The organism is Methylobacterium sp. GC_Met_2, assembly GCF_026540795.1.
Lineage (GTDB): Bacteria > Pseudomonadota > Alphaproteobacteria > Rhizobiales > Beijerinckiaceae > Methylobacterium.
Genome location: NZ_JALNUM010000078.1, coordinates 1 through 16,296 on the forward strand (window position 1 = coordinate 1; position 16,296 = coordinate 16,296).

Genomic DNA, 16,296 nt, shown 5'->3' on the forward strand with positions numbered 1-16,296 from the left:
CTACCGCTTCACCCTGCCGGTGACGCCGCCGCCCGGCGCCGCGACGCTGGCGATCGGGTTCGCCGCCTGGGACGAAGGCGCGGACCTCGCCCTGGCCGGCGTGCCGGACGTCCTGCTCGACGACGATCTGCGGCTGGCGGACTTGGCCGACAACGCGGATCCGGGGGCCGCAGCCTTCCTGACCCGGCTGCTCGGGCGCATCGGGGGAAGCCAGTCCGGCGCGGCGTCGATCCGGCCCTACCTCGACGCCACTGTCCTGGCGAAGCGGCCCTCCCCGCTGCGCGGCTTCGCGCGCCTGCGCGACGGGCCCGAGGCCTGCGTCCTCGCCGACGGCGAAGTCCGGATCGTGTCCCATCCGGCCTGGGCGCTGCCGGACGCCCCGGATTGGGCAGCCGATCCGTTCGGCTCGCGGGCTTGGCGCTTGGCCTTCCAGTCCCTGGCCTGGGCCTGCGCCGGCGCCGGGAGCCCGGACCGGGCGATCCGCGCCCGGGCGTTGGCGGCGGCGCTCTCGTGGTCGCGGGCGAATCCCTGGGGCCGGCCCGCGGATGGCCTCAGCCTGCATCCCGCCTGCATGGCGCTGCGCCTGGAAGCGCTGCTCGGGCTGCTCGCCGCCGCCGCGCAGGATGCGGAGGATGGCTCAGCCGTCGAGGTCCTGGGTGGCGAGGTCGTCCGGCATGCCTTGGCGCTGGCGGAGATCCTCGCCCAGCACACCCTCGCGGGCTCGCCGCTGGAGATCCAGGTCGCCGCCGCCCTCCTGGCGGCGGGCCTCGCGCTCCCGACCTTTCCGATGGCCCGGCACTGGATCGGCCTCGCGACGATCGCCCTGCGGCGCGGCTTCGAGACGCTGATCGATCCCGACGGGGGCATCGCGGAGCCCTCGTATCACCGTCGCCTCGAGATCCTCACCCTCGCCCTCGTCCTCATGCCGATCCTGAGCGCCCGGCCGGATCTGTCCGCCCTGGCCGGCCTCCTGGACGAGCGGGTGCCGAGGGCCTGGGCCGGCCTCGCCGCCCTGTTCGAGCCGGACGGCGCCCTGCCCCCGTTCGGCGATGCGCCGGACCATCCCGACCGCGTCGGCTGGCTGCGGCGGCTGGCGGCGTCGCGGGCGCGACCCGCGATCGGAGCGCCGGCCACGTCCGCGCGACCGTCTTTCGGTGCCGCGGCCGTCCCCGTCAGGTCCGGGCGGCCGCGTGTCATCAGCGTGCGCCGGCCGGATGACGGAACGGGATGGGGGGCCTTCACGGCGGATTTCTCCGAGCAGGTCCATCCGCAGGACCACCGGGACTGCACCGGCTTCACCTTCGCGGCGGGGGGCTTCCGCTGGATCACGGAAGGGGACGGGCGCCATCTACCGGCGGCGTGGGCGCACAACGTCGTGGTTCCGGACGGCCGCGAGCCCGGCGCCGGCGTGGGCTTCGCCGAGGCGCCGATCCGGCTGGGCGACGGCGTCCTGCACCGCATCGAGACCACCGTTCACGGATCCGACTACCGACACGTCCGCGCCTTCGTGCTGCTGGAGGATTTCGCCGGCCTCGCCGTGCTCGACCGGTTCGCGGCCGGGGACCATCCCGTCTCGGTTGAGGGATTTCTGCATTTCGACGTTGCCGTGGCGGTCGCCCTCGACGCGTCCCGGCGTATCTTCGCCCTGCACGAGGAGCGGCGCCTGCACATCGTGCCGCATGCGGTCACCGGCCGATTCGCCGAATGCGCGGTGAGCTATGCCCAGGGCGGAGCCGTGCTGCGGTACGGTCTTTCGAGCGTGCGGAGCGTGGCCGGCGGCCTGCTGATCGCCGTATCGGCGGAGGGCTTGGCCCGGCTGGCGGGCGCGGTCGAGGCGGAGGCGGTCCGGCACGCCTTGGCGGACTGACCGTCAGGCGCGCCGTCTCGCGCCGCGTTGCGCAAGGGTTTCGCTGGGCCCGCCAACCGCTTCGGGAGAGCGGGCTCTGGCCGTTCCAGGATGTTCGGCTGAGCGCCCGGCGTGGAACCGGTTCACCGTCGGAGCACGCTCTAGAGCGTGTTATTGACTGCTCTGGCTGGATCTTTTTGGAAATGTTTGAACATCATGGTTTCAAAAGGTCTTCGACTTTTTGCGGGTGCAGGGCAGAGCCCTGCTGTCGGGCTTCGCCCGCGTCAGGGCTTCGCCCTGGCGACCCACCAGAGGGCTTTAGCCCTTCGGAAACCCCGGATCGAAGCGCAAACGACGGGTCGCGACGCGCTGTGAGCTGACAGCACTCAATAACGCGCTCTAGCTTCGGATGTCTTTCTTAGTGACGAAGTTGAAGTTCTCGATCATCACGTCCTTGACGACGTCGGAACCCAGCCGCTCGTTCACCCGCTGCTTGATCGCTTCCAGGCGTTTGTTGATGTCGTATTTCTTGAGATTGCGGAAATCCAGCTCGCCGTCGCCGTAGATCTGCCGGAACGACTCGTCCGCCACGAACGGCGCCGGCGTGACGCTCATGCCCTTGATCAGATGCGAATCGGCCGTGAAGACCATCGTGGCCATGACGTAGCCCTGGACGCTGCCTTCCGCGATGATCGGGATGTTGAGGGGTTTCAGCTTCTGGTAGGTCAGACCCTCGAGGTATTCCTCCGCCTTCGGCTTGGGCAGGGCCGGCATCCACGTGATCACCGCGAAGCTGGACAGGACGGTGATCGCGCAGATCCACAGGCCGGTGATGACGATCCGGGCCATGGGCGATCACTCCTGGTAGCGCAGGGCGGCGGAGTAGGTGCCGTCGGATTCCGCGCTCTGGATCATGGTGGAGACGATATCCGAGACCTCCTGCATGGCGCGCAGGTGGATGCCGAGGAGTTCGTGGTTGCGCCTGAGTTTGGCGCGGACCCGTTCCAGGCAGTCAATCTCATCGGGATTGAGCTGCGTCGGATCGACGGCCCGGCCGAGCCGGGCGAGTTCCACCAGGCTTTGGCTCTTGCGGCGGTTGAATTCATCCTGATCCTGCAGGTCGTGCGCCGTGAGCGCGGCGGTCTCCGCATCGATGATCGCTTCGAGGCGGCTCAGGGAAGACAGCAGCATGATCCGTGTCCGTTGATGGGGGCTTGGGGCGCGCTCGCGGGTGTGGATACCGGTTCGGCGCGAGGGCCGCGCCTCACATCAGGAGCGAAGAGCCGTTCGCGTTCGCAATAATGGCGTCGGGCGGGGCTCTAAGCAGATTTGCGTTGGCAAGCCAACGCTTCAGCTGCTTAGCTCTTTGTTATGTCACAGGTTTTTGTCGCAAAACCGGTGGCCCCTTTTGCGAAACCTGCTTACGCCTTCACCGCCCTGGCGGCTGCGGGCGCTGCGGGACCGGGATGCGCGGCGTCGATCATCCGGGCGATGCCGACTCCGCCCGACTTGGCCAGTTGGGCGCCGAGCTGCTCGGCCAGCATCGACCGCCAGATCGATCCGGCATTGCCCTTGCCGAACACCGCCGAGGCCCCCTGGGGCAGCATCGATTCGACGAAGCTCTGGAGGAAGAAGGCCTCGAATTGCTGGGCCGGGGACCCTTTGGGGCCGGGGGCCGCCAGCGTCGCGGCGGTCCGGAACCGCGTCATCACGGTGTCGGCGCTCGGCTGCGCGATGGCGGGGATGCCGGCCCGCGCGGCCGCAGCCTCGCCGAGTGCGTCCGTGAAGGTCGCGGGCGAGCCCTGTGTCAGCTTGGTCGCGGCGGCCTGATAGCGCGTCGGATCGGCGGCGCGCGCCACGTCGAGGACGATGTCGGAGGGCGGTTGGACGCTCACGGCGTGTTCGTATCCGGATGGGTGGGGCCGCCGCGGCTCGTCCGGTCCTCGGGACCGGCTGGGCGCGTCGCGACCGCGGAGACATCGGGTTCAACCGCCTTTGTATCGGGCTTGGCTGGCGGGAGGCTTGCCTCGGGGGCGGTTGAGGAGAGGAGGTCGAGCCGCTCGGCCCAGTCCCGCTTCTCCCGGTCCCGCCGGTGCTCGGCTTCGAGGCGCCCGACCCACTGCTCGGTCCGCTTGTGCTGCGTGGCCCGGTCGAGAAGCTGCCGCGCCCGGATCTCGCGCTCGGCGCGCGCTTCCTGTGCGGTGACCGCGAGGCTCTTCAGGCGGTGGATCGCCGTCGCGCGCAGCGGTTCGTGAAACGCCGAGGCCTCGTTGAGCACGCGAATCAGGTCCGCCTGGGCGGTATCGGCCGCCTGAACCTGGCGTTCCACGACGGCGAGCTCGCGCTCGGCGAGCTGGCGCATCCGGTCCTGCACGCGCAGGAGCCGCGTCGCCCGGCTGAGTCGCGATGGCATGTCGGCCCTCCTTCAGCCTCGCCTCAGCCAGTGCTCGTAGGCGAGGATGAACTGCGCGAGCATGTCGTTCCAGAGGAACATCAGCAGCATCATGCCGCCGAACAGAATGAACGGCGTCGCGATGAAGAAGACCGGGATCTGCGGCGTCAGCTTGTTGGCGAGGCCCAGGGCGAGGTTCACCATCACGGAGTAGATGACGAACGGGCTCGTGATCCGCATGGCCATGACGAACGCCTCGGAGATCCGGTCGGCGAAGCCCGCCAGCATCGGTCCCGCCCCGAACGGGGTCCCGGGCGGGATGCGGTCGTAGGAGGCGACCAGGCCGCGGATCAGTTCCCAGTGCAGATCCATGGCGAAGATCAGGATCGTCGCCCCCATCATGATCAGCGAGCCCGCCAGCGAAGCGCCCTCGGTCTCGGCCACCGGGTTGCCCGGGATGCCCCCGAGACCGATCATCGTCGCCAAGGCGTTCGCCAGGGTCTCCAGCGCGAAGTAGAAGGCCCGGCCAAAGAATCCGATGGTGAGCCCGGTGAGCGTCTCGCAGCCGATCCACCACAGGGTGTCGGCCGGCACAGAGTCACGCAATGGCACGGTGAATTTCGGGAGGAGCAGCGGCGACACTGCCAGAGTCACCGTCAGCGCAATGAACAGGCGGACGCGCTGTGCCACGTGGGTGCTCGACAGGCCCGGGGAGACCATCAGGCAGCCGCCGACCCGGCAGAAGATCATGAACACGCCGAGCAGCGTCTCGGGGATCATCCGGATCAGGAGATCGTGCCGAGGGACTTGATCTCGATGCCCCGGGCGATCTCGACATGCGACAGCACGGGGATCGTCGGGAACAGGCGCTCGATGATCATCCGCACGTAGCCGCGCACCTCCGGCGCGGTGACCAGGGCGAACTTGTGGGACGTCTTCATGTGGGCGCGGATCGCCTCCGAGGCCTCCACGCCGAACTGCTCGATCAGCCGCGGATCCATGTCGATCTCCGCCACGTCGCCCTTGGCGTCACGCTTCAGGGCCTGGTGGAAGCTGAGGTCCCAGCGGCTCCCGAGGCGCAGGACGTTGAGCACCCCGTTCTCGGCGATGTCGCCGCAGATCTGCTGCGCGACGCGCAGCCGGACGTGCTCGGCGATCTGCTCGGCGCGGCGGGCATGGGGGACGATCTCGGCGATGGCCTCGATGATCAGGTGCAGGTTGCGGATCGAGACCCGCTCGGCGAGCAGCAGCTTGAGCACCGCCTGCAGGCCCGAATACGAGATCTGCGACGGGCAGATGTCGTCGACCAGGCGCTTGTACTCCGAATCAAGCCGGTCGACGAGCATTCGCATGTCCTTGTAGGACAGGAGCTGCGGCAGGTTGTTGCGGATGACCTCGCTGACATGGGTCAGCATGACCGAGTTGCAGTCGATCGGGCTGAATCCCTCGCGCCGCGCCTCCGCGGCGTAGGCGTCGGGCACCCAGACGGCCCGCATGCCGAAGGCCGGTTCGCGCACCTCCTCGCCGGCGATCGTGGGCAGCGGCCCGTCGCCCACGACGATCAGAACCTCCCCGGGGCGTACCTGCTGTGCGGCGACGACGGTCCCGTGGATCGCGATTTCGTAGCTCTTGCTCGGGACGGTGTTCGCCTCGATCAGCTTGATGTCCGGCACCACGAAACCGTATTGCTGCGCGAATTTCCGGCGCATCCGGCCGACCCGGTGGGCCAGATCCTGCCGGGCGCCCTGGATCTGCACGGCGAGGTGCTTGCCGAGCCGGAGCTCGATCTCGGCGGTCTTGAGCGAGTCCTTGACGGCCTCGCTCTCGCGGTTCTCCAGGAGACGCTGCTCCTCTTGGGCCTGCGCCTGGGCGTCGACCTTCGATTGCGCGTCGGCGATGCGGCGCGGGATCAGGTAGGCGGTGGTGGCCATCAGGCCGCCCAGGAGCGCGAAGGGCACGAACGGCATCCCGGGCATGATCGCGAAGAGGCCCATCATGCCGGCGGAGACGAACAGCGCCCGCGGATAGGCGCCGAGCTGACCCACGATCGCCTGCTCGGCCGTGCCCCGCGTCCCGCCCTTCGAGACCAGCAGGCCCGCGGCCAGCGAGACGATCAAGGCCGGGATCTGCGCGACGAGGCCGTCCCCCACGGAGAGTTTGGTGAAGACGTCGGCTGCCTTCGCCAGCGGCAAGCCATGGCGGGTGACGCCGATGATGATCCCGCCGAAGATGTTGACCGCGATGACGATCAGGCTCGCGACCGCCTCGCCGCGCACGAATTTCGAGGCGCCGTCCATGGAACCGAAGAAGGCGCTCTCCTCCTCCAGTTCCCGCCGACGCTGCTGCGCCTCCTTCTCGTCGATCAGGCCCGCCGAGAGATCGGCGTCGATCGCCATCTGCTTGCCGGGGATCGCGTCGAGGGTGAAGCGGGCCCCGACCTCGGCGATGCGGGTGGCACCCTTGGTGATCACCAGGAAGTTCACCGTGATCAGGATGGCGAACACCACCAGACCGATCACGAAGTCGCCGCCCATGACGAACTGCGAGAAGCCCTGGATCACGTGGCCGGCTGCGTCGATGCCCGCATCCCCGTTGGCCAGAATCAGGCGCGTGGTCGCGATCCCGAGCGCGAGGCGCAGGAGGGTCGCGATCAGGAGAATCGTCGGGAAGGACGAGAATTCGAGCGGCTTCCGGATCCAGAGCGCCACCATCAGGATCAGGACCGAGAAGGCGATGGAGAGCGCCAGCCCGATATCGATCAACATCGCCGGGACCGGCAGGAACAGGACCGCGAGGATCGCGATGATCGCGATCGCGAACCAGATATCCCGCCGGACCTTGCCCTCCGGCGCGAGCGTTTCGACGGCCGCTGCCACGCTCTCAACCCTCTCCGTGTGAACGCCGCTTCTGGATCAGCAAGCTTGCGCCTGGGTTGCGCCGGCCCCGCCCGAAGGCATCGTTGTGGCGCGCGCTCATGCCGAACCGGATTCGACTGCGGCGCAGAGCGCTCCGGCCGGTTCGCGGGCTCCTCAGAAGCCCGAGACGATCCGGCCGTAGACCAACTCGGTGAAGGCGTAGATCTGGCCCCCGACGAAGGATCCGGTGAGGACCATGACGATCAGGACGACCACGATCTTCGGTACGAAGGTGAGGGTCACCTCCTGGATCTGGGTCAGCGCCTGGAACAGGGCGATCAGGATTCCCACCAGCATGGCGGCCCCGACCGCCGGACCGGACGCGATGATGATCGTCCAGATGGCGGTGCGGACCAGTTCCAGGGCATCGAGCTCGTTCATGGCATCGAAGAGCGCTACGACACGATCATGCCGGGCGCGTAGGGCACGTCGTCGCCGGTATCGAGATGCGCCACCAGCCCGTCCTTGGTCATCTGCACCGCGGTGACCGTTCCGGTCGATTTCTGGTCCGCCGAGGTGACGGTGCGGCCGACGAGGTTCCCCGCCTGGGACATGGCCGAGGATGCGAGCAGGGCGTCGAGCTTGCTGTTCATGTTGACGCTCTGCTCGACCTGCGAGAACGTCGCCAGCTGGCTCATGTATTCCGTCGACTTCATCGGGTCGGTCGGATTCTGGTTCTTCATCTGAGCCAGAAGGAGTTTGAGGAAGTTGTCGTAGTTGAGCGTCGTCTGCTTGGCCGCGGCGGCTTTCTTGGCGGCTGCGGCCTTGGCTGCGTCGGCGGCCGCGTCGGAAGACCCGGTGGTGATGGCTGGTGTTGAGGACATAACTCGGTCTCCCTCCGATGTGATTGTTCGGGCCGCCGGTAGCGCCCCGACGCGATGGACGCCGGCCCGGCGAGAGCTCGTCAGAACAGGGCTTCGCGCGCTCAGGCGACCCGATGGGTGATCGCACCGGCGCTCTCGGAGAGCTGCAAACGCTCCGATTCGAAAAGGCCCCGTAGAATCCGCAGGACCTCGAAGGGCCGGCCGGCCGCAAGGAAGTTCCGGGCCGCCGCCAGAGCGGTCAAGACCTGCGGCTCGGGGTCGCGCGCGACGATTGCGCGATCGACCTCGGCGTAGGCGTCGCGAACCCGATCCGCGTTGCTGGGATCGATCAGCATGGCCTGCGCGATGAAGTAGAGCTGGCGGATCGGCGTGGTCGCCTGTTCCGCCTGCAGCACGTGCGCCTCGATGAGGAACGTGGCGTCGTTGAGCAGTTCGATCGTGACCTTCCGGTCGACCCGCAGGACGGCGCCGTTGATGAAGATCCGCTCGTTGCCGCGCAGACTCAGATTGATCGAGCGGCTCATTGCAGACCGTCCCGGACGAGCGTGTTGACGTAAATCAGGGCCTCGAACCCATCCGCATCCCCGCGCAGGATCTGATCGGCCCGGCTCATGTTCCACAGGCCGATGGAGATCAGGTCCGCCCGCAGCTCCGTCGGCAGGGCATTGTCAGGATTGGCCAGATCGTCGATCAGCATGCTCCAGAGGCGCTGCAGGAAGCTCGTTGCCTCCTGGCGGACCTCCAGCGGCGCATCGGCGGCCTCGGCCTGCTTCATCAGGTCGATGGCCCGGTCGAAGGCCTCCCGTTCCCGTTCCCGCGCGAGCGCGGGCGATTCGTCCATGATCTCCGCGTAAGACGCGCCGTACATCGCAGGAATGCCTCTTGTGTCGTATTCGGTGTGCCGTTTCGGCGCGGGCAGCATCCTGCCTGCGCCATGCCGGTTCAGGGTGCCTCTCGATTACCGGACGTAATCCATCAGGCTCAGTCGATTGACCTGATTGGTCAGCGAGTAAGAGATCTCCAGCTGTGCGGTCAGATTCTTGACACGTGCTGCAGCCTCGACGGGATCGCCATACTCCAAGTTCTTGACGCCGCCCTGCAGGATATTCTTCTGAATACCCATCTGCGTTTCGACGGTGGTGATGCGAGCCTGGACGGCGCCGACATCGGCCTGGATCCCCGTGACGCCCCAGGTTGCGCTTCCGGCGAGGCTGCGCAACTTTTCGTAGACGACCATCTGCGTGGTAGCGGACAGGCTGGACAGGCCGACCGAGGAGGCCAGCGAGTACAGCATCGCCAGCTGCCGCAGGGGCTGGACGTTGGCGCTGACGGAGCTGTTCACCGTTTCGTTGCGGGCGATCTCGCTGCGGACCGGCGTGTCGGACGCGCTGGACCAGTTGGTCTTCCAGTTCGCGTCGGAGAAGAGCGTCGCGAACTCACCGGTATCCGCGAGGAACTCCTGCATCTTCGCCGGGGTGATCGTGCTCGCTGCCTGCGAGCCGGGCGCACAGCTGAACTTGGCTTGGAACGCGTCCAGGAAGGCCTGCTTGGCCAACGACGTTCCCGAACTCGTCTCGTAATCCTTGATCGGCACCTGGGCGGTATTGATCCCACCGAACAGGTACTGGCCGCCGGTTTGCGTGTTCAGTTCGCCGATCAAGGACGTGAGCTTGGAGGATCCGGCCTGCGCGATCGTGGTTGCGCTGGTGTCGTTCAGCTTGCCGGGCGTCAGGGTCGCCATGAAGGCTTCCCCGTCCGATCGGGCTCGGTCGAGGGCTTGGTAGCCGCTGTTGACCCGGGTGGTGGTCAGCCCGTTGCGCGTCAGTTGTGCGTCGATCTCGTCGAGACCCTGGCGGAGGTCGAGGGTGAGCCCGGTCCGGTAGCCGAGTTCGAGGCCGACATCGGCGAAGCGGCCGTTGTTCGTGCTCTCGGCATTGGCCTTGTCCAGATCCGTCTGGAGACGGTTCATGGTCGAGCGCGGCGTGTTCAGGAAGTTGACCGTTGAAATGAAGGTCGTCTGCATGGCGCTACCTCACCGCATCGAGGAGGGATTGGAGCATCGCGTTGACCGTCGCGATGAGCTTGGCAGAGGCCGCGTAGGATTTTTCGAGCTGCAGCATCGTGGCGACCTCGTCGTCCCGGTTCACGCCGGTGGCGTTCGAGAGGGCCGTGGAGGTGCGGCTCAGGATGGCCGATTCGGTGTCGACCTGCGCCGAGGCGGCCTTGCGGGCGGCCTCCAGCCAACTCGCCGACGCCTGGGCGGCCGTCATCACCGACGCCGGCTTCGGCAACTCCGAATCGGGTGGAAACGACTGATCCGCCCGGAACGACGCCTGGAGCGCGCGCAGATGATCCGAGAAGGCGGCGTCGGCCGACGTATTGTACTGGTAATCCGTCCCGTTCATACCGCCGTCGCGCACGGTGAACGGGTCGCCGCCCTGTTCCGGATCGGCCGCCGCATTTACCCGGATGCTGGCTGAAAGACCGACTGTGCCCGCCGCCGGCAGGGTCGGCCCGCCGGTATAGGTCAGAAGACCCGCCAGGGCTGGCTTGGCCGTATCGGTCTTGTTGGTCTCGGCGAAGACGCTGATCAACCCACTAGCGAGCGCGTCGAGCTGCTTCTGATAGGTGACGGTGACTTCGTCGCGCACCGTCATCTGCCCGACGATGCGCCCGGCCTGGAGCGGCATCAGCGACTTGTTGCCGGTGACCTGCACGCCGTCGATGAACACCGCGTTGCCCGTCGTCCCCGGCGCGAAGGCCGAGGTCGGCTGGAACGTCACCGACCGGGCGGTCTTGTCGAACAGCGGCGAGCCGTTGTCGGCGTAGATCGCCATGTCGTTGTTGGCCCGGACCACCGTGGTGATGCCGAGTTCCTCCGATAACTGCGCGAGGACCTTGTCGCGGTTGTCCAGCGCATCGCTGATATCGGCCCCGGTGACCGTCCCGCTCATCACGGCCCGGTTGGCCTTGTCGAACTGTGTCAGCAGGTCGTTGATCGTCTGGACGGAATTGTTGATCTCGTCGTCCGCGTCCTTACGCACGGACTGGACCGTGGCGCTCGCTACGTTCAGCGTCCGGGCCAGATCCTTCGCGGCTGCAACGGCGGCCTTGGCGAGGTTCTGGTCGTTGGGCTGGTTCGCGGCGTTGCTCAGCGCCTGGTTCAGGGTGCTGGTCTTGGCAGCCACGGAACTGTCCGCCTCCGTGTCGCCAACCGTCTGCTCCAGGTGCTTCAAGGCGTCGAGGATCGCCTTGCGCCCAGCCAGATCCGATGTGCTGTTGATCATCTTGTCGAACAGGGCCGTGTTGCTGACCCGGTTGACGACGACCCGGACGGGCCCGTCCGTCGTAACCAGCGATGCAACCTTGCGCGAATAGGCCGCGTCGCCGACTCCCGCGACGTTGCGGGACACGGTGTCGGTCTGCAACCCGTTCGCCGACAGGGCGCCGCGCGCGGTATTCAAGGCAACGGAAAGACTCATTGCGCGTATCCTCTAGATATCGGATCAGCGCTTCAGGTTGACCAGGGTTTCAAGCATCTCGGTGCCAGTTTGAAACACTTTCGAGTTGGCGCCGTAGCTGGTCTGCGAGGCGATCATGGTTGCCAGTTCGTCGCCCAGGTCGACCGTGGACTGCTCCAGCCTGCTGCCGAGGATCGAACCGCGGCCGCCGATGTTGGCGAAGCCTGTGCGCGCTAGTCCGGACGTGCTGCTGATATCGTAGATGTTTCCCGCGCGCGGGGTGAGGTTGTCCGGGCTCGCAACCGTCGCCAGGGGAATCTTGTAAGCCGCGTAGCGAGAGCCGTCCTCGAAGATCGCGTAGATCGTTCCATCCGTGGCCACATCCACGCTCTTCACAGCGCTCGGCGCGTTGCCGTCGATGGCGGTCGTCTCCATGCTGTACTTGCCGGCGTTTTGGGTGATCGAAGACAGGTCGAGGGTAAAGGGCTGGCCGTTTGGAACGGTCCAGGTCAGTTTCGGTGGGGTCCCAGTCGGCTTGCCAAAGCTGTCGAATGTCATCGTTACTGTGTTGCCGAGCTGTTGACCCGTCGTTCGATCGTAAGCCGCGGCCTGCCACTCACCGTCTGCGCTCTTCTGGTAGTAGAGATCGACCATGGATGAGCGACCAGCATTGTCGTACGTCGTCAGCGAATAGGTCTTCGCGTAATTCCTATTACTGACCGACCCACCGATCGGGGCGCCGATGTTGAGATTACCTGCCAGCGTTCCGGCCGTCGAAGGCGTCGTCTTGCCCGCCAGGTTCGAGATGTTGACCGGCACGAGCCCGTCGAAACTGTTCAGCGACACCTTCGGATCGCCGTTGGCGAGGCTGTAGCCCTGCAGCGTCATGCCGGCGGCGTTCACCATGTTGCCCGTCGGTCCATCGACGACGTAATTGCCCGCCCGGGTGAGATGCGGGGTGCCGCCCCGATCATTGACGATGAAGAATCCCTCCCCCTGGATCGCCAGATCGGTGCTGGAGGTCGTCTGCTGCGTCGTACCTTGATTGTTGAGGCCGCCGATCCCGTACCGCACGGTGGTGCTGACCGAGCCGGCATTGTACGAGCCCGCGTTCGAATCGGTCAGCATGGAGGTGAATTGCGTGTTCCCCCGCTTGTAGCCGACCGTGTTCTGATTCTGGATGTTGTCTGCCACAACGCCCAGCCGGTTCGTCTGCGCGTTCATTCCGGACACGCCGGCGTTCAGCACACCATACAGACCCATGGTCAGAACTCCTCGTCAAAAGACCTTGTTTAAACTCAGATCAGGACTCGCTTGCGCGAGGCTTTCCCCGCCATGCGCCTCAGCCCCGCAGGGCGTTGGCCAGATCCAGGAAGGCGTCGTAGCTCTCCGGCTCGCTTGGATCCTGCCGCAGCGCGGCGTAGATCTTTGGTATCAGCGCCACCGCCTGGTCGAGCTCGGGGTCGGTTCCCGCGGTGTAGCCGCCCATCAGGCGTAGATCCCGGGAATCCTCGAAGCGGGCGATCATGCCCTTGAGCGTGCGCACCAATTCCCGTTGCTGCGGCGTCCAGACCAGATCGGCGAGGCGCGAGATCGAGCCGAGCAGGTTGATCGCCGGGTAGCGGCCCTGGTCGGCGATCGCCCGGTCGAGGACGATGTGCCCGTCCAGTGTCCCGCGGATGCTGTCGGCCACGGGATCGTTGTGGTCGTCGCCGTCGATCAGCACCGAAAAGATGCCGGTGATCGCGCCCCCGCCCTCCAGGCCCGGCCCCGCCCGCTCCAGCAGGCGCGGCAGATCACCGAACACGCTCGGCGGGTAGCCCCGCGCCACCGGCGGCTCGCCCGCCGCCAGCGCGACCTCCCGGGCCGCGTGGGCGAATCGGGTCACCGAATCGACCACGAGCAGCACCGACTGGCCCTGATCCCGAAAATACTCCGCAACCGCGACTGCGAGCTTCGGGGCCTGCCGCCGCATCATCGGGCTCTCGTCGCCGGTCGCCACCACCACCACCGCGCGCGGCCGGCTCTCCAGGATCGGACCCTCCAGGAATTCCCGCACCTCGCGCCCGCGCTCGCCCACCAGGGCGACCACGACGGCATCGAAGCCGGCGCAGCGGGCCAGCATCGACAGCAGCGTCGACTTGCCGACGCCCGATCCGGCGAAGATGCCGATGCGCTGGGCCGCGCAGAGGGGCGTGAACAGGTCGATGGCCCGAACTCCGGTCCGCAGCGGCTGGTCCACCCGGCCCCGGCGCATGGCCGGCGGCGGGTCGGCATCGAGCGGCATGGCGCGCTCGCCCCGGGGCAGCGGGCCCTTCCCGTCGATCGGCTGCCCCAGCGCGTTGATGACCCGGTCCTTCCAGCCCTCGCAGGGCCGGGGCGCCGCGGTCGCCATCCGGTAGGCTGGCGCGCCAAGGCCCGCCTCGATCCGGCCCTCGAACGGCTTGAGGATCACGCCGTCCTCGTCGATCCGCACCACCTCCCCGTCCAGCGGTCGCCCCGCCGCCTCGATCCGCATCCGGTCGCCGAGCCGCAGCAGCGGCGTGGCGATGCGGATCCGGCAATGGCCGAACCCGATCTCCCGCACGGCGCCGCCGACCCGGACGAGGGGATGCTCGTCCCGGTCCTCCAGGCCCTCGGCGAGGCGATCCAGCGCGTTCATGGCGATCCCCGCAAACCCTCGACGCCGGTCCGGCCGGCTACGAGCCCGACCCGACGATCCCGCGGATCGCGTCCTGCAGCGAGGCTTCCGACTCCGACACCGCCGCGGCCGCGCTCTGGAAGGTGCGGGTGAGTTCGATCATCCGCGCCATCTCCATCACCGGATTGACGTTCGCGCCCTCCTGGAAGCCCTGCTGCACCCGGACCGTGGTCTCGCCGCGCTGGTTGAAGTCGAGGATCGGCACCCCCGGCCGGTCCGACGCCACCGCGCCGCCGGCGACGCGGGTCAGCGTCGCGGCCGGGTCGAGGCGGAACACGCCGAGCGCGCCGATCTGGTTGACCCCCTGGGTGACGATCCCGTCCAGGCCGATCGTGATCGGCGGCCCCTCCGGATCCACCGTAAGCGGCGACCCGCCCGGATCCAGGATCGGCCGCCCGCTGAGATCCTGCAGATCCCCCGCCGGCGAGATCTGCATGCGGCCGTCCCGGGTATAGACCGTGCCCTGAGCCCCCCGGACCGCCAGCCAGCCGTCGCCGTTGAGTCCGACATCGAGGGGCGAATCGGTCTTGGTCAGGGGGCCGCCCCGGCGCGACAGGAAGGTGTCCCCCGGCGTCGCGAAGGCGACCTCGCGCTTGCCCGCCTGCGACAGGACCGTCCCGAACTTCACCTCCTCGGCGCGGTAGCCCGCTGTCCCCAGATTGGCGACGTTGGTCGCCACCGTGTTCAGGCGCTGCTCGAGCGCCAGCTGGGCCGATAGCGAGACGTAGAGCGACGATTGCATGTCAGAAGCCTCCGCGGATGTTCTGCAGGCTGAGCAGCACGTCCGAATCGAGCGCGGAAACGGAGTTGGTCAGCAATGCGAACGCCGGCTCGGGGGACGCGTTGTTCTTGGAATCCCACAACAGGGTGAAGCGCTTGATGAACTGATCGAGCTTGGCCGGATCCCGGAGGCTGCTCAGGTCGACCTTGCGCTCGACCAGTCGGGCCTGCGTGTCGATGCTGCTCTTGGCGGCTTCCGGGGCCAGGCCGATCGCCGTCCGCACGACTTCGGCCAGGGCCGGATCGGCCAGCAGGCCGTAGGCGGATTTGACGCTGCCGACCTTGCGCCGGAAATACAGGGCGAGCCGCGTGCCCTCGTTCTCGGCGCCGGCATCGTTCTCCATCGACTGCTGGAGATAGGAATTGACCGTCGCGGTGCGTGCGTCGTCACGCAGGGCCGTGAACTTGTCGAGGAGGCCGTTGAGCTTCTTGGGATCCTGAAGGCTTGCGACGTCGAGCTTCTGGCTGATCAGCTTGGCCTGATCCTCGGACTTGCGCGATGTCAGGTCGGCGGGAAGGCCCAGCACGTTCGCGACGACATTAGTCAGGATCGGGTCCTTGACGATGTCCGCCGCGGAATGCGCCGCCTTGAGCTTGACCCGGGCATAATCCGTCAGCTTCCCGATTTCCGCGTCCGACGCCGCGTAGGTGCCGGCCGGCCGGTAATAGGGGTCGATGATGGCCTTGCGGCCATCCAGGCGGGCCGCCCGGTAGTGATCGATCACGTCGACCATCGCTCCGGGATCCTGGAACTTCATCGCGTCGAACTTACCCTCGATCTGCCGGGCCTGCGTGTAGGCGTCGTCGTCGTCCGAGGCCGGTGGCAGGCCGACGGCCGTCCGGACGAAGGCTGACAGCTTGGAATCGGCAGCAATATCCTCTGGTGTTTCGATGTACTGTGCCATCTTGTAGGCATATTCGACTGTATTTTCAGTCTCGACGTCGTATTCATTGCGTTTCTGCCGCACGGTCTTGATCCCGCCGAACTGGTCGAGCAGGGCTCGTGTCTCGTCGTCCAGCTTCATCGGCTGGGCCGGGTCATCGCCATACGCCCTGAAATTGAACGCCGCGGCGAAATCCTGGTAACGGGCATCCTGCAGCTGGTTGACCAGGACGCGCCCGTTGGCGTCGGCCTCGCCCAGCAGGACCTTCCGCATGAAGCCCTTGTTGGGAATCGCGTCTTCCAGCCCGTAGGCCTTCATGGCGAAGGTGTAGAGACGCTGATTGCCGAGGAAGTCGTCGATCGTCCTGACCTTGCCGATGTTGTCCTGAAAATACTGAATGTCTTTCTTGGTCGTCGGCTCAGACGCTTTTCTAGTCACTGACGATGAGTAGTCAGCAGTTAAAATTTTGTAACTCGTGAAGGTCGAAAACATG

The 16,296-nt window shown here is 66.9% G+C and carries 17 protein-coding genes; 1 reads left to right on the forward strand and 16 read right to left on the reverse strand.

The window, feature by feature from the left end; translation table 11 throughout:
• A partial coding sequence (locus OXS49_RS22505) for a heparinase (protein WP_267426820.1) occupies positions 1 to 1,867 on the forward strand: 1,867 nt, incomplete at its 5' end.
• Between the two features lie 378 nt (positions 1,868 to 2,245).
• Here OXS49_RS22505 and OXS49_RS22510 read toward each other — a convergent pair.
• The 16 genes from OXS49_RS22510 to OXS49_RS22585 form a co-directional block, all read right to left on the reverse strand.
• The gene (locus tag OXS49_RS22510; RefSeq protein ID WP_267426821.1) at positions 2,246 to 2,695 is read right to left on the reverse strand and encodes a hypothetical protein; all 450 of its coding nucleotides are present in this window, start codon (positions 2,693 to 2,695) and stop codon (positions 2,246 to 2,248) included.
• Positions 2,696 to 2,701: 6 nt separating this feature from the next.
• The gene (locus OXS49_RS22515) at positions 2,702 to 3,037 is read right to left on the reverse strand and encodes a flagellar protein FlgN (RefSeq protein ID WP_267426822.1); all 336 of its coding nucleotides are present in this window, start codon (positions 3,035 to 3,037) and stop codon (positions 2,702 to 2,704) included.
• 230 nt (positions 3,038 to 3,267) lie between these two features.
• On the reverse strand, positions 3,268 to 3,741 hold the full coding sequence (locus OXS49_RS22520) for a rod-binding protein (protein ID WP_267426823.1): 474 nt from the start codon (positions 3,739 to 3,741) through the stop codon (positions 3,268 to 3,270).
• Positions 3,738 to 4,259, reverse strand: coding sequence for a hypothetical protein (locus OXS49_RS22525; RefSeq protein WP_267426825.1), 522 nt, complete (start codon positions 4,257 to 4,259; stop codon positions 3,738 to 3,740). The genes OXS49_RS22520 and OXS49_RS22525 overlap by 4 nt, the downstream gene beginning before the upstream one ends.
• Before the next feature lie 12 nt (positions 4,260 to 4,271).
• Complete coding sequence (fliR, locus tag OXS49_RS22530) at positions 4,272 to 5,018, reverse strand: flagellar biosynthesis protein FliR (protein ID WP_267426827.1); 747 nt, start codon at positions 5,016 to 5,018, stop codon at positions 4,272 to 4,274.
• Between the two features lie 5 nt (positions 5,019 to 5,023).
• The gene (flhA, locus tag OXS49_RS22535; protein ID WP_267426856.1) at positions 5,024 to 7,063 is read right to left on the reverse strand and encodes a flagellar biosynthesis protein FlhA; all 2,040 of its coding nucleotides are present in this window, start codon (positions 7,061 to 7,063) and stop codon (positions 5,024 to 5,026) included.
• Between the two features lie 204 nt (positions 7,064 to 7,267).
• On the reverse strand, positions 7,268 to 7,534 hold the full coding sequence (fliQ, locus tag OXS49_RS22540; protein ID WP_267426828.1) for a flagellar biosynthesis protein FliQ: 267 nt from the start codon (positions 7,532 to 7,534) through the stop codon (positions 7,268 to 7,270).
• Positions 7,535 to 7,548: 14 nt separating this feature from the next.
• Entirely contained in the window at positions 7,549 to 7,977 is a 429-nt protein-coding gene (flgD, locus tag OXS49_RS22545; RefSeq protein ID WP_267426830.1) for a flagellar hook assembly protein FlgD, read from the reverse strand.
• 101 nt (positions 7,978 to 8,078) lie between these two features.
• Positions 8,079 to 8,501, reverse strand: coding sequence for a flagellar biosynthesis repressor FlbT (gene flbT / locus OXS49_RS22550; protein WP_267426831.1), 423 nt, complete (start codon positions 8,499 to 8,501; stop codon positions 8,079 to 8,081).
• Positions 8,498 to 8,899 carry a flagellar biosynthesis regulator FlaF gene (gene flaF, locus OXS49_RS22555; protein WP_346016966.1) on the reverse strand — a complete coding sequence of 134 codons (402 nt, stop codon included), beginning with the start codon at positions 8,897 to 8,899 and terminating at the stop codon, positions 8,498 to 8,500. The genes flbT and flaF overlap by 4 nt, the downstream gene beginning before the upstream one ends.
• Positions 8,900 to 8,935: 36 nt before the next feature.
• On the reverse strand, positions 8,936 to 10,000 hold the full coding sequence (locus OXS49_RS22560) for a flagellar hook-associated family protein (RefSeq protein WP_267426834.1): 1,065 nt from the start codon (positions 9,998 to 10,000) through the stop codon (positions 8,936 to 8,938).
• A gap of 4 nt (positions 10,001 to 10,004) precedes the next feature.
• Positions 10,005 to 11,459: a flagellar hook-associated protein FlgK gene (gene flgK / locus OXS49_RS22565; RefSeq protein WP_267426835.1), complete on the reverse strand. Its 1,455-nt coding sequence runs from the start codon at positions 11,457 to 11,459 to the stop codon at positions 10,005 to 10,007.
• Between the two features lie 24 nt (positions 11,460 to 11,483).
• Complete coding sequence (locus OXS49_RS22570; protein WP_267426836.1) at positions 11,484 to 12,701, reverse strand: flagellar hook protein FlgE; 1,218 nt, start codon at positions 12,699 to 12,701, stop codon at positions 11,484 to 11,486.
• 79 nt (positions 12,702 to 12,780) lie between these two features.
• Positions 12,781 to 14,100, reverse strand: a complete 1,320-nt coding sequence (fliI, locus tag OXS49_RS22575) for a flagellar protein export ATPase FliI (RefSeq protein WP_267426837.1) — start codon at positions 14,098 to 14,100, stop codon at positions 12,781 to 12,783.
• A 37-nt stretch (positions 14,101 to 14,137) separates the two neighbouring features.
• Entirely contained in the window at positions 14,138 to 14,881 is a 744-nt protein-coding gene (gene flgF / locus OXS49_RS22580; RefSeq protein ID WP_267426838.1) for a flagellar basal-body rod protein FlgF, read from the reverse strand.
• Position 14,882: 1 nt separating this feature from the next.
• Positions 14,883 to 16,241 (reverse strand): DUF1217 domain-containing protein, encoded by a 1,359-nt coding sequence (locus OXS49_RS22585; RefSeq protein WP_267426840.1) that lies wholly within the window; start codon positions 16,239 to 16,241, stop codon positions 14,883 to 14,885.
• Positions 16,242 to 16,296 lie beyond the last annotated feature (55 nt).

Coding starts and splice junctions, on each gene's coding strand:
- fliI (WP_267426837.1), bottom strand. CDS start 14,100: ATGAACGCGCTGGATCGCCTCGCCGAGGGCCTGGAGGACCGGGACGAG.
- OXS49_RS22560 (WP_267426834.1), bottom strand. CDS start 10,000: ATGCAGACGACCTTCATTTCAACGGTCAACTTCCTGAACACGCCGCGC.
- OXS49_RS22515 (WP_267426822.1), bottom strand. CDS start 3,037: ATGCTGCTGTCTTCCCTGAGCCGCCTCGAAGCGATCATCGATGCGGAG.
- OXS49_RS22525 (WP_267426825.1), bottom strand. CDS start 4,259: ATGCCATCGCGACTCAGCCGGGCGACGCGGCTCCTGCGCGTGCAGGAC.
- OXS49_RS22510 (WP_267426821.1), bottom strand. CDS start 2,695: ATGGCCCGGATCGTCATCACCGGCCTGTGGATCTGCGCGATCACCGTC.
- fliR (WP_267426827.1), bottom strand. CDS start 5,018: ATGATCCCCGAGACGCTGCTCGGCGTGTTCATGATCTTCTGCCGGGTC.
- flgF (WP_267426838.1), bottom strand. CDS start 14,881: ATGCAATCGTCGCTCTACGTCTCGCTATCGGCCCAGCTGGCGCTCGAG.
- fliQ (WP_267426828.1), bottom strand. CDS start 7,534: ATGAACGAGCTCGATGCCCTGGAACTGGTCCGCACCGCCATCTGGACG.
- flgK (WP_267426835.1), bottom strand. CDS start 11,459: ATGAGTCTTTCCGTTGCCTTGAATACCGCGCGCGGCGCCCTGTCGGCG.
- flgD (WP_267426830.1), bottom strand. CDS start 7,977: ATGTCCTCAACACCAGCCATCACCACCGGGTCTTCCGACGCGGCCGCC.
- OXS49_RS22570 (WP_267426836.1), bottom strand. CDS start 12,701: ATGGGTCTGTATGGTGTGCTGAACGCCGGCGTGTCCGGAATGAACGCG.
- flbT (WP_267426831.1), bottom strand. CDS start 8,501: ATGAGCCGCTCGATCAATCTGAGTCTGCGCGGCAACGAGCGGATCTTC.
- flaF (WP_346016966.1), bottom strand. CDS start 8,899: ATGCTGCCCGCGCCGAAACGGCACACCGAATACGACACAAGAGGCATT.